Genomic DNA, 25,560 nt, shown 5'->3' on the forward strand with positions numbered 1-25,560 from the left:
AAAGCCTTCTTTATGAAGGCTTTTTTTTAGCCAATAATAGTCGTATTTTTGAGCCTCAAAAAAGAAATTCTTTCCATGAACCAAGATATTAAAAATATTGAACCTATTGAAGTTTGGTCACATTTTGCAGCCTTAAATTCAGTTCCACGTCCATCAAAAAAAGAAGAAAAAATCATTCAATTTATGGTTGATTTTGGAAATAATTTAAACTTGGAAACCTTTACTGATGCTGTTGGAAATGTCATCATCAAAAAACCAGCTTCTAAAGGAATGGAAACGAAGAAAACCATTGTTTTACAAGGTCATTTAGACATGGTGCATCAAAAAAATGCCACTACTGATTTTGATTTTGAAAAAGAAGGAATCAATATGTTTATAGAAGGTGATTGGGTAAAAGCAAAAGGAACCACTTTGGGGGCAGATAATGGTTTGGGAGTTGCTGCAATTATGGCAGTTTTATCTTCAAAAACAATCATTCATCCAGCAATTGAAGCTTTGTTTACAATTGATGAAGAAACAGGAATGACTGGAGCTATGAATTTGGATGCTAATATTTTAACTGGCGAAATATTACTGAATTTAGATACAGAAGAAGATGATGAAATCGGAATTGGTTGTGCAGGAGGTTTGGATGTTACAGCCACAAGAAACTATGACGAAGAGGAAATTCCTGACAACACCACTGCATTTTCCATTTCAATTACTGGTTTAACAGGTGGACATTCAGGGATGGATATTCACAAAGGTTTGGGAAATGCCAACAAAATTTTGAATCGATTGTTGTTTGATGGATTTACCAATTTTGGATTGCGAATTGCTGAAATTAATGGCGGAAGTTTACGAAATGTAATTCCAAGAGAAAGTTTTGCTAAAGTAGTTGTTGATTCGATTTCAAAAGAACCGTTTTTGTTTGAAAGCAACGAATTCATCAATCAAATAAAACATGAATTTTCAAACATTGAACCTCAACTAAAAATAACTATTGAAACAACTGAACCACCCAAAAAAGTGATGGATTTAGGTGTTCAAGAAGGTTTTTCAAGAGCGATGTATGCAGCTTTGAATGGCGTTTATAAAATGAGTCCTGATGTTGAAGGTTTGGTTGAAACTTCGAACAATATCGCCAAAGTTGAAGTGAAAAATGGACAGATTTTGGTAGGATGTTTGACTCGTTCTTCTTCTGAAAGTAGCAAATTAGATTTGGCTAATTCCATTCGCTCATCATTTGAATTGGCAGGTTTTGAAGTGGAATTTTCAGGAGCATACCCTGGATGGCTACCAAACATGAATTCTGAAATTTTACAAATTGTTTCAAATAACTATCGAGAATTATTTAATAGTGAACCCAAAATAATGGCCTGTCATGCAGGATTAGAATGTGGCATTTTAGGACAAAATTATCCAAAAATGGATATGATTTCCTTTGGTCCAAACATCAAAGGAGCACATTCTCCAGATGAAAGAGCACAAATTTCATCCACTCAAAAATTTTGGAAATTATTGCAAGAAGTATTGAAAAATATTCCTGAAAAAAAAATATAAATTTTACAGAGAATTGTGTATAAGTATGCATTTTTAATAGGTTGTTATTTGTTTAAAAACTTTAAAAAATGAATTACAATAAACTATTATTCAGTAATTTATATTTTTATCTTTTTGTTAACATCTTTCAGATTTTTAAAACAGAATAAATTGTAATTTTACCCTATTAAACTAGTCTATTTTAATGGGAAAAATAATTGCAATTGCAAATCAAAAAGGAGGAGTTGGAAAAACAACAAGTTGTGTTAACCTTGCTGCTTCTTTAGGTGTTTTAGAAAAAAAAGTATTATTGATTGATGCTGATCCTCAGGCAAATGCAACTTCAGGAATGGGTATTCAAATGGATACTATTGAAATTGGCACCTATCAAGTTTTAGAACTTACTTGCGATGCAAAAGATGCAATTATTCCTTCAACTTCACCTAATGTTGATATAATTCCTGCTCACATTGATTTGGTTGCTATTGAAATTGAATTGGTTGATAAAGAAGATCGTGAGTATATGCTCAAAAAAGCATTAAAGGATGTTAAAAATGACTATGACTATATTTTAATTGATTGTGCTCCATCTTTAGGATTAACAACTTTAAACGCTTTAGTTGCAGCAGATTCTGTGATGATTCCTATTCAATGTGAATATTTTGCACTAGAAGGTTTAGGAAAATTATTAAATACCATTAAAAGTGTTCAAAAAATTCACAACCCACAATTAGACATAGAGGGATTATTATTAACCATGTTTGATTCGCGTTTAAGACTTTCAAATCAAGTAGTTGATGAAGTTCGTAAACATTTTTCTAGTATGGTTTTTGATACAATTATCAGTAGAAATACACGTTTAGGAGAAGCTCCAAGTTATGGTGAAACCATTATTGCGTACGATGCTACTAGCAAAGGTGCAGTAAATTACCTAAATTTGGCGCAAGAAATCTTAAAAAAGAATTCATAAAATGGCAAAAGCAACCAAAAAGCAAGCTTTAGGAAGAGGATTATCAGCATTATTACAAGAAACACCTAATATCAATAGTGCTTCAGACAAAAATGCAGACAAACTAATTGGTTCAATTATTGAAATTGAATTGAGCAGTATTGATGTAAATCCATTTCAGCCAAGAACTTATTTTGATGAGGAATCTTTGGTTGAATTAGCCAATTCTATCAAAGAATTAGGAGTCATTCAGCCAATTACGGTTCGTAAAATGGAAGGAAATCAATTTCAATTGGTTTCTGGAGAAAGACGCTTTAGAGCATCAAAATTGATTGGAAACACTACAATCCCTGCTTATATCAGAATTGCCAATGACCAAGAAATGCTAGAAATGGCATTGGTTGAAAATATTCAAAGAAAAAACCTAGATCCTATTGAAGTGGCACTTTCCTATCAACGTTTGATTGACGAAATAAAGTTGACACAAGAAGAATTGAGCACAAGAGTTGGAAAAAAAAGATCGACAGTGACCAATTATTTACGTTTGCTAAAGTTAGATCCTATTTTACAAACAGGAATGCGTGATGGATTTATTTCAATGGGCCATGGACGTGCCATGATTAATGTTGAAAATACCGAAGATCAACTGGCAATTTACGAACGCATTTTAAGAGAAGAACTTTCGGTAAGACAAACTGAAGATTTGGTGAAAAACTTAAAATCAGGTCCTGTTTCTAAGCCAAAAGCGAAACAAATTCCCGATTTTGTTAAAAACAATATCAAGCCCTTGAGTGATTTTTTTGGTCAAAAAATTACTGTAAACATGAGTTCAAATGGCAAAGGAAAAATTAGTATTCCTTTTAACTCAGAAGAAGATTTTAACCGTATTAAAAATCTATTAAAATAAGTGAATTTAAAACAAATCATACTTATTTTATGTCTCAGTTTTTTATCTGAAAGTTTTTTTGCGCAAAATGATTCACTAAAAATAGATACAACAAAAGTAAAATTATTAAAAATTGAAACAATTGATACTTTAAAAGTTTCAAAGAAAAAAGAAAAAAAACCTGCAATTTACGATCCTTTAGCACCATCAAAAGCGGCATTTTACTCAGCAATTTTTCCAGGAATGGGTCAGATTTACAATAAAAAGTACTGGAAAGCACCAATAGTTTGGGGAGCATTGGCTTTGCCAGTATATTATTATCAGATAAACAATAGCGATTACAAACGTTACAGAACAGCTTATAAACTCAGAAAAAACGGATTGCCAGATGAATTTACAGTTGATGGCGTTGAAATTGTTTCCACACAAACTTTAGAAACTGCACAAGAGCAATTGCGCGAAAACAGAGATATGTCTTTATTAACAGGTGTTATTTTGTATATTTTACAAATCGTTGAAGCGAGTGTAAATGCACATTTAATTCAATTTAATACCGATGATAATTTAACTGTAAAACCTCAATTAATTTTTGATCCAATACGCATTGAAACTCCGAGTATTGGACTCACTTTTAAATATAATTTTTAGAATGAAAATCGCATTATTAGGCTATGGAAGAATGGGAAAAGAAATTGAAAAAATCGCCCTTTCTCGTGGTCATGAAATCGTCATCAGAAAAGATGTTGAAGACATAATTGACATCACTTTAGCAGATGTTGCTATTGATTTTAGTATTCCCACTGCTGCTTATAACAATATAACCAATTGTATTGAAAACAACGTTCCTGTAATTGCTGGAACTACAGGATGGTTAGAAAAATATGATGATGCTGTAGCATTTTGTAATCAAAAACAAGGCGCTTTTTTATATGCATCCAACTTTAGTGTGGGTGTCAATATCTTTTTTGAGCTCAACAAACAATTGGCAAAAATGATGAGTAATCTTGAAGATTATCAAATTTCTATGGAAGAAATTCATCATACTCAAAAATTAGATGCACCAAGTGGAACTGCCATTACTTTAGCTGAAGGAATTATAGAAAACACCTCAAAAAAAGGTTGGGAATTGGGCACAAATTTAAGTTTTGAAAATATTCCGATTGAAGCAAAAAGAATTCCTGATGTTCCTGGAACGCACACAGTTTGGTATTCATCCGAAGTTGATACTATCGAAATAAAACACACAGCTCATAGTAGAAAAGGATTTGCACTAGGAGCAGTAATTGCAGCAGAGTGGATTGTTGGAAAAACAGGCGTATTTTCAATGAAAGATGTCTTAAACATTCGTTAAAAACTGTAACTTTTTTGCTATTTTGCGCCTTATAAACTTGACATAAATTTCCTTTTTGGAAAAAAAATATCGATTATGACATTTACTCAATGGTTTCTTTTTTTTATTAGTATCCAAATTATTCATTTTTTAGGTACTTGGAAATTGTATCAAAAAGCAGGTAGAAAAGCTTGGGAAGCTGCCATTCCTATTTATAATGGAATCATTTTAATGCAAATTATAAAGCGTCCAAAATGGTGGATTATCCTACTTTTTATTCCAATCATCAACTTATTGCTATTTCCTGTAATTTGGATAGAAACCATCAGAACTTTTGGTTTTTATAAAAAATTAGATTCGTTTTTAGTCATTGCCACTTTAGGGTTGTATATTTTTTACATCAACTATACAAAAGATGCAACATTTAATGAGGACAGAAGTTTAAAACCTCAATCAGAGTTGGGTGAATGGATTAGCTCCGTCACTTTTGCAATAATTGCTGCAACTTTAGTACACACCTATTTTATGCAGCCATTTACGATTCCAACTTCGTCTTTAGAAAAATCGTTGTTAGTTGGAGATTATTTATTTGTAAGTAAATTTCATTATGGAGCAAGAGTTCCATCTACTGTAATTGCAGCGCCAATGGTTCATGACTCATTGCCTTTTACGGGAACTGCATCTTATTTAAAATGGCCACAATTGCCTTATTTGCGTTTGCCAGGCTTGCAAAAAATAAAGAATAATGATATTGTATGTTTCAATTGGCCTGCTGATTCTTTGGCGACAATGTGGGGTGATACTTCTGGGAAATTCACCTACAAACCTGTTGATAAAAAGACCAATTATGTAAAACGTTGTGTGGGAATTGCAGGTGACACCTTGCAAATGATTGATGGTTATTTTTACATCAATGGAAAAAAGAACGACTTGCCTTACAGAGCCAAATTGCAATTTTACTATACGTATGAATCAAAATCACCTATTGATGCGAATACATTTCCTGCATTTTTACTTGATAAAGAACGTACAGGGGTTTACCGAATTTTGTCTGAATATTGGGAAAATGACAAAGTACAAGAAGCTATCAAAAAGAATGGAAGTTTGACGAAAATTGGACAAGATTCTTTATATACTGAAGTTGCTGGTGGTATCAATCCTGATTTAGCTCAGCGTTTAAAAATGAGTTCTGTAAATACAAAAATCAACATCAATTTAACACAAGAAGAAGTTGATAGATTGAAAAAGTATCCATTAGCAGTTTCTGTTACAAAAATAAATCACGCTCCAGACAAAGCAATTTTTCCACATGTTGAAAAATTACAATGGAGTCAAGATAATTTTGGCCCTATTTATATCCCAAAAGCTGGTGCTACTGTAAAATTAGATGCTGAATCTTTGCCTTTTTACGAGCAAATCATCAAAAATTATGAAAATAATGATTTGGTTGTGAATGGTGATGATATTTTTATCAATGGAAAAAAAGCAACAACTTACACCTTTAAACAAGACTATTTTTGGTTGGTTGGTGACAACAGACACAATTCTTTAGATGCCCGTTATTGGGGTTATGTTCCATTTGATCATGTTTTAGGAAAACCTGTTATGGTTTGGTTTAGCTGGGATGCAAATGCACCAAGTTTTGTCGCAAAAATAAAATCAATTCGTTGGGACAGAATGTTTACTACAGTTCATGGTGATGGAGAACCTGTTTCTTACAGATATATTGTTTTTGCATTGATTGCAATGTATATTGGATGGAGTTATTTTAAAGGAAAAAAGAAAGTTACAAAATAGTTTTTAGCTTACAGTCGCAGTTTTCAGTTAGCTTTTCAATTGTAAAATACCACTGTTTACTGACACTGAAAACTGAATACTCAAAACTGAATACTCAAAGAATGTCATTATTTATTCCAACTTATTTTTCGCCAATTTCTCAATACGCGGAAATTGTAAAATCTGACGAAATTATTTTTGAAATGGAAGATAATTTTCAAAAACAAAGCTACAGAAACCGTTGTTATATCTATAATGGCAATGGAAAACAACTACTGAGTATACCTGTAAAACAATCTGATAAAATAGGAAGAAAAAAAACCAAAGATACCCTTGTAGAAAATGATTTTCCATGGCAAGATCAGCATTTTAAATCTTTACAAACATCCTACAGAGTTTCTCCGTATTTTGAATATTTTGAGGATGATTTAATGCCTATTTTTACCAAAAAATACAAGTTTTTACACGATGTAAATATTGATTCTTATTTGTTTATTGTTGATGCGTTGGAATTAAATCCGAATTTTTCAAAAACTTCAGTTTACGAATTGGAAAAAACAGAAAATGACTTTCGATTTTTAGCTGAAAAGAATTTACAACCAGAAAAAGAGTTTACTATTTACAAACAAATGTTTGATGATAAACACGGTTTTATACCCAATTTATCCATCTTAGATTTATTGTTTATGGAAGGCCCAAATGCAGTAAGTTATTTTTAAAATGACACTGAAATTCATTATTCATTATAGCCTTCACTTTTTAGTTCCATTCTTGTTTTCTTACTTTTTTTTCAAAGAAAATTGGAAAAAAGTGTATTTGATTTTTTTAGCTTCTATGCTAATTGATATGGATCATTTATTGGCAAATCCTATTTTTGATAGCAATAGATGTAGCATCAATTTTCATCCTTTACATACATATTATGCAGCAATCGTTTATGTATTTGGATTGTTTTTTAGGAAAACGCATATCCTATCTTTTGCATTATTATTCCACTTATTGACGGATTTTATAGACTGTTATTTATAAAATCGTTTTAAAAGTTTGGTTATTTCATCTGAAATTTTCAATTTCATTACCAAATACAAATACAAAATTGTTATTAAAATACTTTTCAAAAGAATATTTATCATTTGATGAACTGGAACTTTCCATATATAAAGACTGTGAAATGGAAAATCCCAAAAAGTAAAAATTATGTAAATTCCCAAAATAATTCCAATCATCAACCACGATTTATCTGTAAAAGGAGTCATTGAAAATTTTCTTTTTACAAACAATATTTTTCCTGTATTTGCAAAAAAGATCACGATAAGCGTTGCCAATGCAAGGCCATCTGTACCCATTTCTAGTTTATAATAAAATAACCAATTTAAAGCATACACTGAAATAGCCATCATAAAACTATAAGGCAACGTAATTTTGTAATATTGAGAATTATTGATGATTGCTCCATTATTTCCTAAAAATCCATTGTACATTTTTACAAATGAAATCATAAATACCACTAATTCTCCTCCTGCATATTGTTGCGGTAATAAATTGAATAATTGATTGACATTTGCATTGATTAACACAAAAAACAAACCACTGATTAACAGTAAATTAATAGAACTTTTTTTGTATAATGAAGCCACTTCTGTATGATTTTCTTCATTCAAAGTTTTAGATGTCAATGGTTGTAAAATATTCATCATAGCTCTACTTGGCGCTTCAATAAACGAACCAATAAAAACTGCAACCGAGTAATAAGCTGCTTGCTGAATGGCTTCTTTTCCGGGAATCATGAATTTGTCAATATCTAAAATAATGGCACCTGCACTTCCTGCCATGATGATGTATAATGAAAATCGAAAAATTTCTGCGAAATTATCAGGTCTAGAAAAAGTGAATTTTGGGAAATACAAATAAAACGCATACACCATCATCACAAACATTCTTAAAAAATAGAAACCTGTTAAATAATAGATGAAATTTTCTTTTGAAATCCATTGAAAATAGACCGCAAAAAGCAACAACATTACTACTACTCTATTCCATAATTCTTTTAAAATATTTCCAAAAACAGAATGAAATTGAACTCTTGCCCATGCATAAAAAACCTCAAAATACGCACACGTAAAGGCTATCAAGTAAATAACAAACGTATAATTCTTTATGATTGAATTATTTATGGATAAATAATCACTAATTTCTTCATAAAATAAATTCCCAAAATATCCCATTGGAATAGCAACCAATAAAGGCAAAAAAAGTACAGAAGATAAAAATTTATCTTGCTCAATTTTGGTAAAATAACTCGAATAAAATTTGATGATGGTATGATGAACGCCTAAAGCAATCAAAGGCATTAAAATATTCGAGGTTGATAATAAAAAAGTAACCAATCCATAATATTCATCTTCTAAAAAACGAGTATATAAAAACAAGGTATTTATACCACCAATGACAAAACCAAGGTAGATAAAAAGGGTGTTTTTGAATGATTGCTTTAAAACAATTCCCATATGATTTTTATAGATTTTTGATGATTTTTGCCAATTGTTTTGTCAGGTTTTTACGATGATATTGCTCCAAATTTTTAGAATTTACGCTCAATTTTCCTTCTCTAAACTGTTTATAAAGTTTCAAAATTTCTGTTGATAACTTTGCTTCATTTTGGTGATCAATTACAACACCTGCATTCGTATTTTCCAGAATCTCAGCCAAATCACCATCTTCTAGACCCAAGGCTAAAATAGGTCTTTTTGCGGTTAGATATTCAAAAAGTTTTCCTGTTAAAATTCCGGCTGATTTTGGCACATTCGGAATTAACAACAACAACACTTGCGATTTTTTTTGACATTCAATTGCTTCTGAATGAGAAACATATCCTTTAAATTCCGTAACTTCAATCAAGTTATTTTTTTCAATTTCCAAAAGAACTTCTTGTGAAATATCGCCTACAAAAAGCATTTTTAAATCATTTTTAAAATCTTGATTAGCATCACAAAGATCTTTTAAAACCTTAAAAAACACTTTTGGGTTGCTTTGTTTTGGTAATAAACCAATATATGAAATCGTAAATTTTGAATCCAAAATTACCTGTTCATCTTTTAAAACTTCCGAGTCAAAACCATTGGTAATCACTGAAACATTTTTGGCAATTTTTAAAAAATCATTTTTCAACGCATTACTTACTGTCAAAATCAAATCAGCATTTTCTAAAACCGATTTTTCTAATTTTTTATTTTTCTGTTTCGCAAAAGAAAGCTGTTTGAATTCATTATTATAATACAAATCCGTCCAAGGATCTCTAAAATCAGCAATCCATTTGATGTTGTTTTTTTTGCTAATTCTTTTTGCAATCAAATGCATACTGTGAGGTGGACCTGTTGAAATAATAACGTCAATAGAGTTTTCATTCACATACTTTTGCAAAAATTTTACAGAGGACGATACCCAAAAAATCTTTGGATCAGGGATAAAAAAATTTCCTCTGATAAAAGACAACAAACCATTATTGGTACTGTTGGCAACATCTTCTTTTTTTACTCCTTTTTGCTTCCAAAAAAACACATCTGTAGGTTCGAAAATTGGATTTTTTAAAACAACAATATCTTCTGAAATTTCATTCTGCAAACTATAATCTTCTTTTGGATATTTCGCATTATCAACTGTATATACAATGGGTTCAATGCCAAATTGCGGTAAATATTTTACAAACTTCAGCCAACGTTGAACGCCACTTCCTCCTGCAGGAGGCCAATAATAAGTAATAATTAATGCTTTCAATGGCCTATAGTTTCGTATAAATGTACTAAGTTTTTTGAAGTTTGTTCCCAAGAAAATTCATTTCTCACAAAATCTTGACCATTTTTACCTAAAGTTTGTCTCAAGTTTTCATCATGGTATAATTTTAAAAACTGATTGGTAAAATCATCAACATTTTTTTCTTGATGTACCAAACCCGAATTCACTTTTTCAATCAATTCTTTTTGAGCAGTGGCATCACTCACCAACAAAGGTTTTCCAAAACTCATATATTGAAAAATTTTGTTTGCATACGCCACATCATGTTGCAAATTTCTGTGCAATGGAGAAATGCAAATAGCACTACTAATAATATATGACTGAAATAAATTTACGTTTTGCCATCCTTCAAAATCTACAAAATCTTCAATTCCTAAAGCTGCAACTTGTGATTTTAAAATGGAATCTGTTGTATTTTTTCCAACAATTACCAATTTGATATTGGGAATTGCATCTTTCAATTTTGGAATACTTGCAATTGCTGTTTGCAAACCTCTTCTAATATGTGTATCGCCCAAATACAACATCACAAAATGATTTCTATATTTTTCGATGATGGAATTATCTACCATATACTCTTCAAAAAATGCTTTACGAATTGTATTTGGTACTAAAACATATTTATTTTCAGAAGGAATTCTTTGCTGCAAAGAGTTGATAAAATGTGGAGAAACAGTGATTACTTTATCCGCTTTTTTGATAAATACTGACTCTTTCTCTTTCCATTTTTTTGGAGAAATAACATATTTTCCTGGAAACTTTTGAAGATGAGGATACAATTTCATCACTTCTGGCAAGTTGTCATGCAAATCCAAAATTACTGGAAGTTTATATTGATTATTTGCCCAAAAAACAGCTTCAGCAATTTTGATATCGTGAATGTGCAACACATCAATCTTGGTTGATTGTAAAAATCGTACAATTTTCTTTTTCATCAAAAAAGAATACAATGGAATTGTATAAGCTAAAGCTGACAATTTATACTCTAACTTATTAGATATAAACCTTTTAACTTGAATTCCATTGATTATTTCATCTGACTGATTTGCATCATATTTCAAACAAAAAAGAAACACTTTATGACCAGCTGCAATTAATGAAATCGCTTCATTTTCCACTCTTGGATCTGGAGGAAAAGTGGCGTCAAGAATCATCCCAATGTTCATAAAGATTGATTTTTTTAAAGTCTTTTATTGAAAAAACTCACTATTTGACTTCTTTTTTCTTCTCATAAAAAACCATCCTACAGAAATCAATAGTAATAATGCGTATGATGATAATGAAATTAAACTTCCTTGCTGAATGACTTTTGGCTCGAACTTAAAAATAATCATATGATTTCCAGCAGGAATTTTTAGACCCCTCAATACATAATTCACTCTAAAATGAGGCACTAATTTTCCATCAATATAGGCGTTCCAACCTTTGTCATAATATATTTCAGAAAAAACTGCGAATTGTTCTTTTGCTGATTTTGATTGATAGGTTAGGTTTGTTACACCATATTTTTCTAAGGAAATACTTGCAGTTGAATCTTTTTGTACGCTGTAATTTTTAAGTTCAGAAAATTTTGAAACATCAATAACAGCTTGATTTTTAGTATCTAAAGAATCTAACGCATTCATCTCTTCAGTAGCATTTTGTACTTTTTGTAGAGATTCTACAAACCAAACATTGCCATTTATTTCCGGATTTTGTTGCACTTGTAAAACGCCATTATCATCAGGAATCATAAAATATTTAGTGTTTAACATGTTCAACACTTGCATATTTTGTTTGGCAATTTGATATTCAAATAGCTCTTGATAACGTCTCATTTTGGCAGCATGATAGCCTCCTATTGATTGATGAAAATAAGAAGTTGCACCATCTTCCATCAAATTTGTGGAGAAATTGGCAACTCTAAAATGTGATTTGTCTTCTAAAATCAATTTATCAGCTTCAGAAGCTGTGAATGGTTTTTCTACTTTTCTGGCAGATACAAAATCATCTTCATTCAAATATCTTTTATTAACAGAAATTTGATCGACTAAAATCAACAATCCCAATCCAACAAAAACAAGCACTTGCTTTAATTTATTTTGAAGTACAAACCATAAAAGTGTTGCTGCAATAAACATAAAAATGATAGAACGAATGGAATCTGAAAACAATAAAGCTTTTCTATCTGAAATTACTGCATCAATTAAACCAGGTAAATCTTTGTAATTATCATCTCTCAAACCTTCAAAAGTGGCAGAAAAATGAGCTGCAAAAAATCCAAATACAATCAGACCTCCAAAAAAGTACACTGCCATTTTCAACGAATTTTTCTTTTCATCCATTGAAATTTCTGATGAAAAGAAGTTTTTCAATGCCAAAATTCCTAAAATAGGAACACACAATTCTGCAATCACTTGAATGGATGAAACCGCTCTAAATTTGTTATATAAAGGCACATAATCAATGAAAAAGTTGGTCAAAAACTCAAAATTTCGTCCCCAACTCAACAAAATTGAAAATACAGTGGCCGCAACTAACCATTGTTTTAATCGACCTTTTACTAAGAAAATTCCGAGGAAAAACAAAAAGAAAATAACAGCTCCAATGTAGGCTGGTGCTTCAACAATTGGCTGATCTCCCCAGTACGTAAGTACTTGTTTTGAATAATCATCAGCTATTTTTTTGCCTGCTTTTTCTTCAATTAATTTATAAAATTCAGAATTTTTATCCAATTTTTCTACAGTTCCTCCTCCCATAAAACGAGAAATAACCAAATTGAAAGTTTCTAATTTTGCATAGCTAAATTGCGTAATATAATCTTTATCCAATCCTTTTGTAGCTTCTTTTGAACTTCCATCAGGATTGATTGTCAATTCTGATTTTCCTCTCGTACTTTCATCTGCATATTCTTTCATTGCTAATAATCTTGAAGAATTTGCTCCAACTCCTAAAATTACTGCTATCAAAATGATTGAAACTTGTTTTAAAAATTCAGGAAGCGTTTTTTGTTTGATGGCATGAATTGCTTCTACTATTCCTAAAATCAATAAACAAAACCCTAAATAATAGGTCATTTGAATGTGATTTGCGTAGATTTCTAGTGCCATTGCCAAACCTGTAACTAAAAATCCTAGAATGTATTTTCTTTGAAAAATCCATAAAATCCCTGCTAAAACTAGTGGCATATAACCAATTGCATGTGCTTTTGCATTGTGTCCTGGAATAAAAATAATAATCAAATAGGTTGAAAATCCGAAAGCAAGTGACCCTAAAATTGCCAATCTCCATTCCACTTTCAATGCCAACATCAGCACAAAAAAACTCAGAAAATACAAGAAAGTATAATCAGCTGGTCTTGGTAAAAAACGAATCAAACTATCTAAACTTCTTACAAAATCATTGGGATAATAAGCGCTGATTTGATAGGCTGGCATGCCACTAAAAGAAGCGCCTGTCCAATAAGGTTCTGCATCATTTTCTGATCTGAAATCGCTGATTTCCTTCGCCATTCCTTGAAACTGAGTAATATCTGATTGTGGAATTTTTTGTCCTTTTAAAACAGGATGAAAATAAATAACAGATGCAGCAATAAAAATAATGATTGCAACAATGGCAGGTATAAATTTCTTTAAATTCATGGTTTGTCTATTTCTTCAAAATCAACATATTCGCCAACATCATCTTTAGTTTGACGTTGATTTCTTGGCGCTTTGTCAATCACAGTTTCACCTTCTTTTACAGTAGATTGTTGTTGATTTCCATATTGTTGATTGGCTTGCTGTTGCATTTTTTCAGCTACTTTTTTGATTAAAAAAGGCGCAAATAAACGCATTAAAAATTTAACAACGTAATAAAAAAAAATGATAAAAAGGATTGTTCTTAATAAACCTATAAGCATGTGGTATTTATTTTTAAAAAATCAATCAAAAGTAACAATTTGAGAACAATTGAAACGTTTACAAAGGATAAAACTTTGATAAAAGTAAAAAAGTATGCAAAGCTTTTAAAAAATAGCTTTTTTATGGTAAGTTTGTGAAGCATCATTTTTAAACTAAAAACACATTTTTCAGGATGAAAAAACCAAAAATACTCTTTGCAATTGTGATTCTTTTTTTGGGTTTTGAAAGTGTTTTCGCACAATATACTGATGTTATCAACTCGAATAAACCAGGCTTTTCTGAGAGTCCTTATAGCGTTGGAACAGGTGTTTATCAATTTGAAAACAGCTTATTTTTGAGAAATTTAAATACTGATAATTCATTTTCAGTCCCAAAATCTTTTGGATTTGACATGCTTTTTAGAACTAGTTTTTTCTTAGAAAGATTGGAACTGAATGCCCAAATGTCATTGCAAAGAGATCAAATTTTTTCTTCCATAAATCCATCAGAAAAAATGAATGTTACTGGATTTGGACGATTTGTGATTGGCGCAAAATACCTGATTTTTGAGCAAAAATATGAGGATAAAAGCAAAGAAGTAAGAAGTTGGGTTCGTAGAAATGCTTTTGATAAAAAAAGATTGATTCCTTCAGTGGCAGTTTATGCAGGAGTTAACACCGATTTTGTATCCGAAAATTACAAAACTGGAAGCATGTCTCCTAAATTCGGAATTTTATTACAAAATGATTTAACGAACGAATTTAACTTAATCACCAACATTTTTTACGACAAAGTAGGTACTGATTTTCCTGAGTTTTCATACATCATAACTGCTACTCAAAACTTCAATCAACGTTGGTCAGGATTTATAGAAAATCAAACCATTTTTCAAGAAAATTTCAATCATACCAATATTGGTGGTGGATTAGCGTATTTATTTACAAAAAACATGCAATTCAATGCCTCAGCAAGATTTTTAGCAGAAGGAAATGCGAGTGGTTTTTACGGAAGTTTGGGAGTTTCTTATCGAATTGACAAACACAAAGACAGTTTTATAAATGTTGATGATAATGGCAATGAAATTTCTGACACGCCAATAAGTCGTTACAACAAAAAACAAGGCAGTTTTTTCAGTAGAATTTTTGGTTCAAAAAACAAAAATCAGAAGAAATCAAACCGAAAAAGAACTAAAAGAAGACGCAATAATTGATGATTTATGAGTGAGATTACACTAAAAAAAGTGACTTCTAAAAAGGAACTAAAAGCGTTTGTACTTTTTCCTTTTTCGTTATACAAAGACAATAAATATTGGGTTCCTCCTATTATCAAAGACGAAATTGCCAATTTTGATCCAAAGATAAATCCTGTTTTTCAAAATGCAGAAGCGCAATTTTTCTTGGCGTATAAAAACAATCAAATTGTTGGAAGAGTTGCAGCCATTATCAATTGGTTTGAAGTGAATCAACAACAAATTAAAAAAATGCGTTTTGGTTGGTTTGATGTGATTGATGATTTGGAAGTTTCAAAAATATTGATTGAAAAAGTGCAAGAAATTGGAAAAGAACATCATTTGGAATATATAGAAGGTCCAATCGGATTCAATAATTTGGATAAAACTGGCGTTTTAATTGAAGGTTTTGATCATATTGGCACCATGATTACGTGGTATAATCATCCATATTATAAGGAACATTTAGAGCAATTGGGATTTGTAAAAGAGAAAGAATATTTGGAAAATAAATTCTTATTTAAAAACGTAGATGGTGTTTATTTTGACAGAATTAGCAATATCATCAAAAGACGTTTTAAATTAACTGGTTTAGATTTTACCAAAACCTCAGCTATTTTGCCTTATGTGGATGAAATGTTTGAAGTTTTTGACAAATCGTATTCAAAATTATCCAGTTATGTGCCCATTTCTGAAGCGCAAATTGCCTTTTTTAAAAAGAAATACATTTCATTTATCAATCCTGAGTACATTAAGTTTGTAGTTGACAAAAATAATAAAATAGTTGCTTTTGCGATTGTAATGCCTTCTTTTTCAGAAGCCTTGCAAAAAGCAAAAGGAAAATTATTTCCTTTCGGAATTTTTCATTTACTATATGCTAGAAAATATGCAAAGGATGTTACATTTTATTTGATAGGTGTGCATCCAGACTATCAAAACAAAGGTGTGCATGCCATTATCTTTGAACAATATCACAAAACTTTTTCACAAAAAGGCATTGTAAATTGCATCAGAACTCCAGAGTTGGAAGACAATTTGGCCATCAAAAAGATTTGGGAAGATTTCAATCCAATTACTCATAAAAGGAGAAGAACTTATAAAAAAGATATTCAATATTAAATATTAAAAGTTTGATATTAACTATTTGATTAAGAAATTTAAAATCCTCATTACAATAAAAAAGAAGTTTGGTAAATTTCAACTTTGTACTTTTAACTTTTACTATTGATTTATGCAACTATTCTACAATCCTGAAATCCTAGAAACCACCAAAGAAATTATTTTTAATAAGGTAGAAAGTGCTCATATTGTGCGAGTTTTGCGAAAAAAAGAGGGTGATATTTTACACATTACCAATGGAAAAGGATGCTTGTTTGATGCAAAAATTGTGATTGCTAACGACAAAAAATGTTTGGCAAACATCATCAAAACCGAACCAAAACCAAAACCTTGGAATTATTACTTACACATTGCAATTGCACCAACCAAAAATAATGACAGAATTGAATGGTTTTTAGAAAAAGCTACTGAAATTGGCATTGACGAAATCACGCCCATTATTTGCGAAAATTCAGAAAGACGTGTTGTTAAAAACGACCGATTTGAAAAAATCATGCAAGCTGCCATGAAGCAATCCTTAAAATTTACATTACCAAAACTGAATGAACCTGTGAAATTTTCGGAATTTATCAATCAAGAATTTGAAGGAAAAATATGCATTGCTCATTGTGAAGAGCAGGAAAAAAAATTGTTGAAAGAGATTCTAAAACCCAATGAAAAAACCACGATTTTAATTGGACCTGAAGGTGATTTTTCTTTGAATGAAATCAAAAAAGCAATAGCAAAGAACTACATTCCTATTTCTTTGGGCGAAAGTAGGTTGCGCACAGAAACTGCTGGTTTGGTTGCTGTGAATTTGGTTTCTTTTATCAATCAATAATTGATTTACTGTTTTTTATCACTCTCAACTTTTTTTGAGCTATTTCAATATGAATTTTTGAAATAGCTTCTATTTTACTTTTTCTTAAAAAATCTTTAGAAACTCATTTGTTTTTTTTCACAAATGTGTCCAGAATTTCTTGTTTTTAAGAAATTCTGGACTCCTAAAACTTAATTATAAAATATTTTTACAGTAAAAATCTAAAACCCAATAATTATGAAACAATTATTTTTAAAAACAACAATTTTACTTTTTGCAATTACATTTTATAATTGCGAAGACAACACTAACTTAAATAATGACTCTGTTGGCAATGACACATTTTCTTGCTACATTAATGGTAAACTTTACATACCTTCTGCTGGTACTGGAATTAATGGCGGGGATATTAGACCTTTTTCATGGGCGTACTCAAATTTGAATAACTCTAATATTCCAATGTTTTTTAAAATAAAAAGTGGGGGTGAGTATACTTTATCAATTGTTTCTATTGAGCCAAATATTGGAGTGAATAATCTTAATCAAAAATTAGATGACACTGTTGATTTCTCTCATTCAGGAATGATTTTACAAAATGAACGAATCTTCTACAATACAAAAAATAATCAGAATAATGGTTCCATCACATTCACGGAATTTTCAGAAACCAGAGCAATTGGAACATTTGAATGTACTTTATACAATGATAATGGAGATGAATTAAAAGTAACAAATGGAAAATTTAATTTATCAATAGACAGTAAAAAGAATTAAAAAAAAGCAGTTGCTACGAACAACTGCCTAAAAGTTAAGCATAAAAAACACAAAATTTATTAATATTTAACAATTCAAAATTCACTAATTTAGCAATCATAAAAATATAAAAACTCAATCCCCACTAAAAATTGGCTGTTTCAGAAATCTTTAATTTATTTCTATTAATCAGTGCTTTGCATGGATTTCTGTTTTGTTGCATTATTCTTTTTTCTAAAAATGGCACTGAAAAAAGCATGCAATTTATCAATCTTTTGGTGCTCACAATTTCTTTGAACAATTTGCAATCGTGGATTGTTACCAAAAACTTTTTTAGCAATTATTTTATCCTTGATTACAGTCATATTCCTTGGCATTTTTTGATTGCGCCGTTTTTTTATATGTTTTTAATCTATTATTTAGAAATCGAAAAACAGCAAAAAAATATTTTAAAAATCATACTTCCCACTTTTCTGTTAACCATTGTTGTAAGAATTGGTTTTATCTATTTTTATAGTAAAAAAACTGCTGAAAATACGGAGTATATTTTCGAAAAATATACTTCCATAGAAGAGATTTTTAGTTTGCTAGTTTCATTGGCTGTGTTTGTGTATTCATTTCATATTTTAACAAAAAAAGAAAAATTATTTGCTAAAATTTTATCTTTTGACAATCTAAAATGGATTTATACCTTTTTTAAATTAGGATTATTCACCTACATTTTTTGGATGATTGCCTTAGCAATTACAGTTGCTTTGAATTTTAAAGAATTTATTTATTCGTATTATCCTTTACGAGTTTTAACAACGGTTTTAATTTATTGGATTGGTTATCAAGCAATAAATCAATTGAGATTGCTTAAAGAACGAAAAAAACTTCGAAAACAATTGGCTGTTTCATCCATAAAAAAGGATTCTTCTAAAATTATTGAAGATAAAAATACCAATCAACAAGAACTTTTCAATAACATAAAATCATTGTTATTAGAAAAACAATTGTTTACAGAGCCAAAACTAACAGTAGAATTTTTAGCGAATGAAGCTGATGTAAATGCCACCAAATTATCAATCATTATCAAACAATTTTCTGATAAAAATTTCAATGATTTTATCAATGAATTCAGGGTTGACTTTGCCAAAAAATTACTTATTGATTCGGATTATCAACATTATACAATTACTGCAATTGGATTAGAATCAGGTTTTAATTCGAAATCTGGATTTTATGCAACTTTCAAAAAACACGCAGGAATTACCCCTTTTGATTTTCAAAAAAATCATTTAGAGCAAACAAATTAGTCCAGTCCCGAAATTTCGGGATAAAATGAGTCCAGAATTTCTTGAATTCGAGAAATTCTGGACTCCTTATTTTTTATGGATGCTACTTTTGTGATGAACTTAAAAACCGTCAGTATGAAAAAAATAGCGTGTTTCTTATCAATTTTACTTTTATTTCAAAGTTGTTATTCTTACAAGACTTTTGATTTAAAAAATTATCCGCAAATAAAACCTAAGAAAGTAAAAATAGAATTACTCGATTCAAAAATAATAAAAGGAAAAATCATCAATATTGAGAATGAAGAAATTTTCTTAAAAACAATATCAAAAACTAAAAACATTTCAATTTCAGAAATTAAAAAAATAAAAAAGAGAGAATTTTCATTATTAAAAACGAGTTTATTAGGAGGTGTTATCTCCATTTCACTTCTCTTTATAGTTTTAAATTTACTTTTAAAAGGAGTAGGAAATGCAATTGGAGTAAGTTTTCCGTAATTGTTTGTAAAAATTACATTCTTACTTGATAAAGGAAATTGTGATTTTCACTATCTTGCTTCAAATTCTTAATTTTCATTTTTCCAATGAAACAATTGATATGGATAAGTTTCTTTTTGATTTTTTCGTTTTCTAAAGCACAAGACGTTGCGATTTTAAAATACAATGGTGGTGGAGATTGGTACGCAAATCCAACTGCTGTTCCAAATTTGATACAATTTGCGAATAAAAATATTCGCACTCAAATTGCTGAAAATCCAATTACAGTTCAGGTAAATAGTGAAGATATTTTCAACTTTCCACTCGTTTTTATGACTGGTCATGGAAACGTTGTTTTTTCTGATGATGAAATTGAAAACCTCAAAAAATACTTAATTTCTGGAGGATTTTTGCATATTTCTGATAATTATGGCTTGGATAAATTCATAAGAAAAGAACTTAAAAAAGTATTTCCAAATTTAGAATTGCAAGAAATTCCGAGTTCACATCCTATTTTTAATCAGACATTTTCGTTTCCAAATGGCATTCCTAAAATTCATGAACATGATAAAAAACCAGCACAAGCTTTTGGTATTTTCTACGAAGGAAGGTTGGTTGTATTTTACGATTTTGAAACGGATTTAAGTGATGGCTGGGAAGATGAAATTATACACAACAATCCAAAAGAAGTTCGTGAAAAAGCCTTAAAAATGGGCGCAAATATTATTGAATATGCGTTTAAGAATTAGGCTTATAAGCTTCAGTCAAAAAAAATGAATTTTGAATTTTAAATATCGAACCACAAACTATGACCACAGAAATTGACATTGATGCCATCAAAATAAACTTTGACTCTAGTGGTTTGTGGGTATTGAATATTGCGATTGCTATTATCATGTTTGGTGTTGCTTTAGGAATTACACTGGATGATTTTAAACGCTTGTTTCAAAATCCAAAAATTGTTTTTGTGGGTGTTTTATCGCAATTTTTTTTATTACCTGCATTGACGTTTTTGGCAATTTTACTCATAAAACCTCATCCTAGTTTTGCTTTGGGAATGATGCTTATTGCAGCTTGTCCTGGAGGAAATGTCTCCAACTTTTTTAGTAAAATGGCTGGAGGAAATGCAGCCTTATCAGTAAGTTTAACGGCTTTTTCAACGTTGATTTGCATTGTAATGACGCCTTTTAATTTACAATTTTGGGGAAGTTTGTACGAACCAACCAATGAAATTTTAAAAACAGTTGAGTTAAATTGGATGGATTTACTAAAACTTGTTTCTTTGATATTGGGAATTCCGTTGTTTTTTGGAATGCTCATCAAACATTATCATTCTGAGATGGCTGATAAAATTGAAAAATTGTTAAAACCATTATCAATGCTCGTTTTTATTGCATTGATTTTCATTGCTTTTTCTCAAAATTTAGATGTATTTGTAAATCATATTCATCATGTCATTTACTTGGTTGTTTTTCATAATATTTTTGCATATATTATTGGATTTTATGCAGCCAAATCTTTTGGTTTGAATGAACAAGACACCAAAACAATATCCATTGAAACTGGAATTCAGAATGGTGGTTTAGGCTTATTATTGATTTTTGGATTTTTTGATGGTTTAGGAGGAATGGCATTGTTGGCTGCTTTTTGGGGAATTTGGGATGTGTTTTCTGGAATGGCATTAGCTGCTTTTTGGGGTAGAAAAAAAGTTGAGAAATGATTTTGAAAAAAATTTGGTATCAATCTGTAAAGCTATTTTTGAAGATTAGCTTGCATTTTTATGCGCAAAAAATCATCATTACAGGTAGGGAAAATATACCAAAAAAAGGTGCTATTTTATTTGCTGTAAATCATCCAAATGCATTGATGGATCCTTTGTTTGTGACTACTTTTAACCCAAGAGAAAATCATTTTTTGGTAAGAGCTGATGTGTTTAAAAAACCTTTGATTCGCAAATTTTTAGCAAGTTTAAATTTAATGCCTATTTTCAGAATTCGAGATGGCATCAAACAATTGTCTAACAATGACGAAGTTTTTGAAAAGTGCTTTAAAATTCTAAAAAAACAACAAACTTTGATTATTTTTCCACAAGGTGGACATTCAAGAAAACGAACCATTCAACCTTTGAGCAAAGGATTTACACGCATTGTTTTTGGGGCTTTAGAACGTTTTCCTGAATTGGAAATTACAGTGATTCCTGTTGGAATTACCTATCAAAATTCGTCTGTTTATCCAAGCAAAGTATGTGTTCAATTTGGAGAAGTAATAGATTCTAAACAGATTTTTCTTGAAAATCCAGCTGCAAAAGCAAGTTTGATTTTAAAAGAAAAAGTGAGTAATCAGTTGAAAAAATTGACAGTTCACATTCCTGATGATGAAAAATACGAATCTACGTTGTCAAAATTAAATGCAGCAAATGTAGATTTTACAAATGTAGATTTGGTAAACAAATTCATTGCAACAAATACATTCCCTAAAGCGCAAAAAAAACAAATCAACTTGTTACGACCTTTGTATTATTTGATTCTAATCAATAGTATTTTACCATATTTAATTTGGAAACGATTTTCAAAAAACATCAAAGAAATTGAATTTGTTGATACCATGAAATTTTCAGTAAACTTGTTGAGTTGTCTATTTTTTTATAGTTTACAGGCATTGATTTTAAGTGTACTTTTTGATATTAAAACAGGATTTTTTTATTTTCTGTTTTCGATTTTATTGGTTTTTTTCTACACGAAAACTGCGCCAACAAACACTGAAGATTGATAAAAACCTGAAAATTGGCAAGGAAACTTAGCCCTGATTGAGCGGTTTGTTTGAGCTCTTTTGAGGAACGAAAAAAGCGAGTAGCGAAAGCAGGATTAGCTTCTAATCAATAATTGCATCTTGAATTGCTTGCTGAATTTTGGTTCTTACACTCGATTTTACCAACTTTGTATTGTTCATATTTGGATACACTCTGTTGGATAAAAACACATACACAATTTCGGATTTTGGATCAGCCCAAGTAAATGTGCCTGTAAAACCAGAATGTCCAAAACTCTCATCAGAAGTACAACCACAAGTTGCAGCAGCATTTTTTGTCAATTCAGGTTTGTCAAAACCTAAACCTCTACGCACTTTTTGTTTGGCAAAATAGCGTTTGTTAAACTTGTCAACAGTTTCTGGATTCAGCAATTGTTTGCCTCCATAATAGCCTTTTTGCAAATATAGTTGCATAATTTTAGCCACATCATTTGCGTTTGAAAATAAACCTGCATGGCCTCCAACTCCACCAAGCATAGCTGCGCCCATATCATGCACATAACCATGCACCAATTGATTGCGATAATAATCGTCTTTTTCTGTTGGGACAATTTGCGATTTATCAAACTTTTCTAGCGGTAAATACGTCATTCTGTCTGCACCTAAAAATTGATAAAAAGATTCATCAACCAATGTATTTAATGGTTTTTTATAGCTGTTTTCTAAGGCTTCTTTGAATAAATAATACCCTAAATCACTATACAAATATTCTTGATTAGCAATAAGATCGGCCTTTTTTATAAGCTTGTAAATGCTGTCTGTATAGGATTTTGTGATGTATAAATTCTCAGCAACTTCTAAAGGATACGAATCACTTTTGGTTGCACTGTAAAATTTTGGTGAGTTTTCTTTGGTATTTTTAACTTGCGTTTTTTGATAAAACGGAATCCAAGCTGGCAATCTACCATAATGTGACAACAATTCTTTTACGGAAATATTGGCTTTGTTGGAGTTTTTAAAACTTGGTAAAATTTCGAAAAGCTTTGCATTTATGGGAATTTTTTGCTCCTGCTCTGCTTTCATAATCATAGGCAAAGAGGCTAAAATTTTGGTTAATGAAGCCAAATCATACACATCTGAATTTTTTACAAGGATCTTTTTTTCATCTGTGTGATATCCATAACTTTTTTGAAAAATTACTTTGCCTTTTCTGGCAACCAATACTTGAAAACCTGGAGCCATTTTTTCTTTTAAAATGGTATCTGCAAAAGCATCAATTTTGGCCAATTTTTGAGAGGACATGTTTACAGCTTCCGGAATTGTATAGCCCAATCTGCTTAAATTGGGGGTTGCAAAACCTATTCCTTCTTCAAAATTTTCACCTATTGAAACAGGTAATTTTCCTTTTGCTTGAAAAACTCCAAACAATAATTGCGCTGATAATTCTTGAGAAATGGTACTATTTTGATACGAAACCACAATTGATTCAATATTGGTAAAAGACTTGATTTGCAACAAACTATAAGGACTTGTAAAAACATCTAAAATCACATTTTTTACCCGCGCAATTTCTTGCAACCAAACCAATTCTTTGTCGGTAAACTTATAAGATTTCCAAGGATTTGCATTGGATTTATGAAAACCAATAATCACATGTGAATAGGGTTTTAATTTGCTGATTAATCCATCTAAATTTTGATCAGAAATTTCATCAACTTTAGTATAATTTTTTAGCATTTGTAAAAAATCAGTTCCAGCATCATCACCCAATTTTACATAAGCAAATTTCTTTGTTTGTAAATCAGTAAATGGCAATTGATTTTGATTATTTTTAATTAGCGTTAATGAGTTTTCAACCAATTTTCTGTGTAATAATTCATCTTGAATCGTATTTAAATCTTCATTAAGATTCACTAAATCAACTGGTTTGTAGTTTTGCAAACTCAACCAATATTTGGCTTTTAAGATTTTTTTTACAGAAAAATTAATGCGCTCTTCTGTTAAGGTTTTTAGCATTAAGGCTTGTTTGATGATTTTTACAGTTCCTGGAACATCATTTGGAATTAATAACAAATCATTTCCAGCCATAATTGCTGCCAAATTGATTTCGGCTGAGGTTGCATAATTAGAAGCACCTTTCATGTTTAATCCATCAGTAATGATCAAACCATTGAAACCTAATTCATTTTTCAATAAATTCGTGATGACGTTTTTTGAAAGTGAAGTAGGTAATTTTGCATCCGATTCTAAACTTGGAACACTCAAATGTGCAGTCATAACACTAGCAATTCCTGTATCAAATAATTTTTTGTAGGGATAAATTTCTACAGAATCTAATCTGATTTTATCAAAAGAAATTGTGGGTAAAGTTAAATGAGAATCTGTTGCTGTATCTCCATGACCAGGAAAATGCTTGGCATTGGCTAACACACCCATTTTTTGGATTCCTGTTGAAAATGCAATGGCTTTTTCGGTAACGTTTTCTTTATTTTCTCCAAAAGAACGATTGCCAATAATGGGATTTTCAGGATTTGTATTAATATCAACAACTGGTGCAAAATTGATATGAATTCCCAATCTTTTGCAATGCTTTCCAAGATGTTCTCCAAATTTCTGAATCAAATTTTCATCTTGAATGGCACCTAAAGTCATGTTCCAAGGAAACTTGTACGTATTTTTTAAACGCATATCTAAACCCCATTCACCATCAAAACCAATCATCAATGGTAATTTGGAAATTGATTGATATTTATTAGTTAAAACTGCTTGTTTTTCAGGAGTTCCTTGCATAAAAATCAGGTTTCCAACATGATATTTGGTGATAAGTTCTGATATGAAATCCTCGTGTTTTTTATCAGAATTAGAATACGCTTGCATCATGAATAATTGACCAATTTTTTCGTCAATTGTCATGTTTTTTAGGATGCTATCAACCCAAATTTCTTGCTTTTGAAAATCGCTCGTTTTCAAAGGATCTATTCTTTGTGCAACTAAAAGATTCGTAAAAAGGACAAGAAATAATAGAAAAATTATTTTTTTCATTGGAAA

The 25,560-nt window shown here is 30.5% G+C and carries 23 protein-coding genes; 17 read left to right on the top strand and 6 right to left on the bottom strand.

The window, feature by feature from the left end; all coding sequences use genetic code 11:
- Positions 1-75: 75 nt before the first annotated feature.
- The 8 genes from WHA43_RS04860 (at position 76) to WHA43_RS04895 (ending at position 7,491) form a co-directional block, all read left to right on the top strand.
- A complete protein-coding gene (locus WHA43_RS04860; RefSeq protein ID WP_105045988.1) occupies positions 76-1,542 on the top strand; it encodes an aminoacyl-histidine dipeptidase in 1,467 nt (488 codons plus the stop codon).
- Between the two features lie 184 nt (positions 1,543-1,726).
- Positions 1,727-2,491 carry a ParA family protein gene (locus tag WHA43_RS04865; RefSeq protein WP_105045989.1) on the top strand — a complete coding sequence of 255 codons (765 nt, stop codon included), beginning with the start codon at positions 1,727-1,729 and terminating at the stop codon, positions 2,489-2,491.
- A 1-nt stretch (position 2,492) separates the two neighbouring features.
- Positions 2,493-3,377, top strand: coding sequence for a ParB/RepB/Spo0J family partition protein (locus tag WHA43_RS04870; protein WP_105045990.1), 885 nt, complete (start codon positions 2,493-2,495; stop codon positions 3,375-3,377).
- Positions 3,378-4,004 (top strand): DUF5683 domain-containing protein, encoded by a 627-nt coding sequence (locus WHA43_RS04875; RefSeq protein WP_105045991.1) that lies wholly within the window; start codon positions 3,378-3,380, stop codon positions 4,002-4,004.
- Position 4,005: 1 nt separating this feature from the next.
- Positions 4,006-4,707, top strand: coding sequence for a 4-hydroxy-tetrahydrodipicolinate reductase (gene dapB / locus WHA43_RS04880; protein ID WP_105045992.1), 702 nt, complete (start codon positions 4,006-4,008; stop codon positions 4,705-4,707).
- A gap of 75 nt (positions 4,708-4,782) precedes the next feature.
- Entirely contained in the window at positions 4,783-6,483 is a 1,701-nt protein-coding gene (gene lepB / locus WHA43_RS04885) for a signal peptidase I (RefSeq protein ID WP_105045993.1), read from the top strand.
- A gap of 101 nt (positions 6,484-6,584) precedes the next feature.
- Positions 6,585-7,181 (top strand): WbqC family protein, encoded by a 597-nt coding sequence (locus WHA43_RS04890; RefSeq protein WP_105045994.1) that lies wholly within the window; start codon positions 6,585-6,587, stop codon positions 7,179-7,181.
- A gap of 1 nt (position 7,182) precedes the next feature.
- Complete coding sequence (locus WHA43_RS04895) at positions 7,183-7,491, top strand: DUF6122 family protein (protein ID WP_105045995.1); 309 nt, start codon at positions 7,183-7,185, stop codon at positions 7,489-7,491.
- On the opposite strand, the gene WHA43_RS04900 is transcribed toward WHA43_RS04895, so the two are convergent.
- Genes WHA43_RS04900 through WHA43_RS04920 form a run of 5 tightly spaced genes read right to left on the bottom strand, consistent with a single transcriptional unit; the run spans position 7,482 to position 14,134 of the window.
- The gene (locus WHA43_RS04900) at positions 7,482-8,969 is read right to left on the bottom strand and encodes a lipopolysaccharide biosynthesis protein (protein WP_105045996.1); all 1,488 of its coding nucleotides are present in this window, start codon (positions 8,967-8,969) and stop codon (positions 7,482-7,484) included. The two genes, WHA43_RS04895 and WHA43_RS04900, sit on opposite strands and share 10 nt — an antisense overlap.
- 7 nt (positions 8,970-8,976) lie before the next feature.
- On the bottom strand, positions 8,977-10,236 hold the full coding sequence (locus WHA43_RS04905) for a glycosyltransferase family 4 protein (RefSeq protein ID WP_105045997.1): 1,260 nt from the start codon (positions 10,234-10,236) through the stop codon (positions 8,977-8,979).
- Complete coding sequence (locus WHA43_RS04910) at positions 10,233-11,420, bottom strand: glycosyltransferase family 4 protein (RefSeq protein WP_105045998.1); 1,188 nt, start codon at positions 11,418-11,420, stop codon at positions 10,233-10,235. The genes WHA43_RS04905 and WHA43_RS04910 overlap by 4 nt, the downstream gene beginning before the upstream one ends.
- Positions 11,421-11,444: 24 nt before the next feature.
- On the bottom strand, positions 11,445-13,874 hold the full coding sequence (locus WHA43_RS04915) for a YfhO family protein (protein WP_105045999.1): 2,430 nt from the start codon (positions 13,872-13,874) through the stop codon (positions 11,445-11,447).
- Positions 13,871-14,134 carry a DUF4834 family protein gene (locus tag WHA43_RS04920; protein WP_105046000.1) on the bottom strand — a complete coding sequence of 88 codons (264 nt, stop codon included), beginning with the start codon at positions 14,132-14,134 and terminating at the stop codon, positions 13,871-13,873. Before WHA43_RS04920 ends, WHA43_RS04915 begins: the two co-directional genes overlap by 4 nt.
- A gap of 173 nt (positions 14,135-14,307) precedes the next feature.
- Between WHA43_RS04920 and WHA43_RS04925 the strand changes: the two genes are divergently transcribed.
- The 9 genes from WHA43_RS04925 (at position 14,308) to WHA43_RS04965 (ending at position 22,533) form a co-directional block, all read left to right on the top strand.
- On the top strand, positions 14,308-15,324 hold the full coding sequence (locus WHA43_RS04925; protein WP_105046001.1) for a transporter: 1,017 nt from the start codon (positions 14,308-14,310) through the stop codon (positions 15,322-15,324).
- 6 nt (positions 15,325-15,330) lie between these two features.
- Entirely contained in the window at positions 15,331-16,461 is a 1,131-nt protein-coding gene (locus WHA43_RS04930) for a GTP cyclohydrolase (RefSeq protein ID WP_105046002.1), read from the top strand.
- A gap of 112 nt (positions 16,462-16,573) precedes the next feature.
- Positions 16,574-17,281 (top strand): 16S rRNA (uracil(1498)-N(3))-methyltransferase, encoded by a 708-nt coding sequence (locus tag WHA43_RS04935; RefSeq protein ID WP_105046003.1) that lies wholly within the window; start codon positions 16,574-16,576, stop codon positions 17,279-17,281.
- Positions 17,282-17,497: 216 nt separating this feature from the next.
- Entirely contained in the window at positions 17,498-18,034 is a 537-nt protein-coding gene (locus WHA43_RS04940; RefSeq protein ID WP_105046004.1) for a hypothetical protein, read from the top strand.
- A gap of 131 nt (positions 18,035-18,165) precedes the next feature.
- The gene (locus WHA43_RS04945) at positions 18,166-19,311 is read left to right on the top strand and encodes a helix-turn-helix domain-containing protein (protein WP_146104902.1); all 1,146 of its coding nucleotides are present in this window, start codon (positions 18,166-18,168) and stop codon (positions 19,309-19,311) included.
- 114 nt (positions 19,312-19,425) lie between these two features.
- Complete coding sequence (locus WHA43_RS04950; protein WP_105046006.1) at positions 19,426-19,785, top strand: hypothetical protein; 360 nt, start codon at positions 19,426-19,428, stop codon at positions 19,783-19,785.
- Positions 19,786-19,871: 86 nt separating this feature from the next.
- Complete coding sequence (locus tag WHA43_RS04955; RefSeq protein ID WP_105046007.1) at positions 19,872-20,513, top strand: DUF4159 domain-containing protein; 642 nt, start codon at positions 19,872-19,874, stop codon at positions 20,511-20,513.
- 59 nt (positions 20,514-20,572) lie between these two features.
- Positions 20,573-21,484: a bile acid:sodium symporter family protein gene (locus tag WHA43_RS04960; RefSeq protein ID WP_105046008.1), complete on the top strand. Its 912-nt coding sequence runs from the start codon at positions 20,573-20,575 to the stop codon at positions 21,482-21,484.
- Positions 21,481-22,533 carry a 1-acyl-sn-glycerol-3-phosphate acyltransferase gene (locus tag WHA43_RS04965; RefSeq protein WP_211290312.1) on the top strand — a complete coding sequence of 351 codons (1,053 nt, stop codon included), beginning with the start codon at positions 21,481-21,483 and terminating at the stop codon, positions 22,531-22,533. The genes WHA43_RS04960 and WHA43_RS04965 overlap by 4 nt, the downstream gene beginning before the upstream one ends.
- 102 nt (positions 22,534-22,635) lie before the next feature.
- Here the strand turns inward: WHA43_RS04965 and WHA43_RS04970 are convergent, their stop codons facing one another.
- Positions 22,636-25,554: a glycoside hydrolase family 3 N-terminal domain-containing protein gene (locus WHA43_RS04970; protein WP_105046009.1), complete on the bottom strand. Its 2,919-nt coding sequence runs from the start codon at positions 25,552-25,554 to the stop codon at positions 22,636-22,638.
- Between the last annotated feature and the right edge of the window lie 6 nt (positions 25,555-25,560).

The organism is Polaribacter gangjinensis, assembly GCF_038024125.1.
Taxonomy (GTDB): Bacteria; Bacteroidota; Bacteroidia; order Flavobacteriales; family Flavobacteriaceae; genus Polaribacter; species Polaribacter gangjinensis.

Coding starts and splice junctions, on each gene's coding strand:
- WHA43_RS04860 (WP_105045988.1), top strand. CDS start 76: ATGAACCAAGATATTAAAAATATTGAACCTATTGAAGTTTGGTCACAT.
- WHA43_RS04865 (WP_105045989.1), top strand. CDS start 1,727: ATGGGAAAAATAATTGCAATTGCAAATCAAAAAGGAGGAGTTGGAAAA.
- WHA43_RS04870 (WP_105045990.1), top strand. CDS start 2,493: ATGGCAAAAGCAACCAAAAAGCAAGCTTTAGGAAGAGGATTATCAGCA.
- dapB (WP_105045992.1), top strand. CDS start 4,006: ATGAAAATCGCATTATTAGGCTATGGAAGAATGGGAAAAGAAATTGAA.
- lepB (WP_105045993.1), top strand. CDS start 4,783: ATGACATTTACTCAATGGTTTCTTTTTTTTATTAGTATCCAAATTATT.
- WHA43_RS04890 (WP_105045994.1), top strand. CDS start 6,585: ATGTCATTATTTATTCCAACTTATTTTTCGCCAATTTCTCAATACGCG.
- WHA43_RS04895 (WP_105045995.1), top strand. CDS start 7,183: ATGACACTGAAATTCATTATTCATTATAGCCTTCACTTTTTAGTTCCA.
- WHA43_RS04900 (WP_105045996.1), bottom strand. CDS start 8,969: ATGGGAATTGTTTTAAAGCAATCATTCAAAAACACCCTTTTTATCTAC.
- WHA43_RS04910 (WP_105045998.1), bottom strand. CDS start 11,420: ATGAACATTGGGATGATTCTTGACGCCACTTTTCCTCCAGATCCAAGA.
- WHA43_RS04915 (WP_105045999.1), bottom strand. CDS start 13,874: ATGAATTTAAAGAAATTTATACCTGCCATTGTTGCAATCATTATTTTT.
- WHA43_RS04920 (WP_105046000.1), bottom strand. CDS start 14,134: ATGCTTATAGGTTTATTAAGAACAATCCTTTTTATCATTTTTTTTTAT.
- WHA43_RS04925 (WP_105046001.1), top strand. CDS start 14,308: ATGAAAAAACCAAAAATACTCTTTGCAATTGTGATTCTTTTTTTGGGT.
- WHA43_RS04930 (WP_105046002.1), top strand. CDS start 15,331: ATGAGTGAGATTACACTAAAAAAAGTGACTTCTAAAAAGGAACTAAAA.
- WHA43_RS04935 (WP_105046003.1), top strand. CDS start 16,574: ATGCAACTATTCTACAATCCTGAAATCCTAGAAACCACCAAAGAAATT.
- WHA43_RS04940 (WP_105046004.1), top strand. CDS start 17,498: ATGAAACAATTATTTTTAAAAACAACAATTTTACTTTTTGCAATTACA.
- WHA43_RS04950 (WP_105046006.1), top strand. CDS start 19,426: ATGAAAAAAATAGCGTGTTTCTTATCAATTTTACTTTTATTTCAAAGT.
- WHA43_RS04955 (WP_105046007.1), top strand. CDS start 19,872: ATGAAACAATTGATATGGATAAGTTTCTTTTTGATTTTTTCGTTTTCT.
- WHA43_RS04960 (WP_105046008.1), top strand. CDS start 20,573: ATGACCACAGAAATTGACATTGATGCCATCAAAATAAACTTTGACTCT.
- WHA43_RS04965 (WP_211290312.1), top strand. CDS start 21,481: ATGATTTTGAAAAAAATTTGGTATCAATCTGTAAAGCTATTTTTGAAG.
- WHA43_RS04970 (WP_105046009.1), bottom strand. CDS start 25,554: ATGAAAAAAATAATTTTTCTATTATTTCTTGTCCTTTTTACGAATCTT.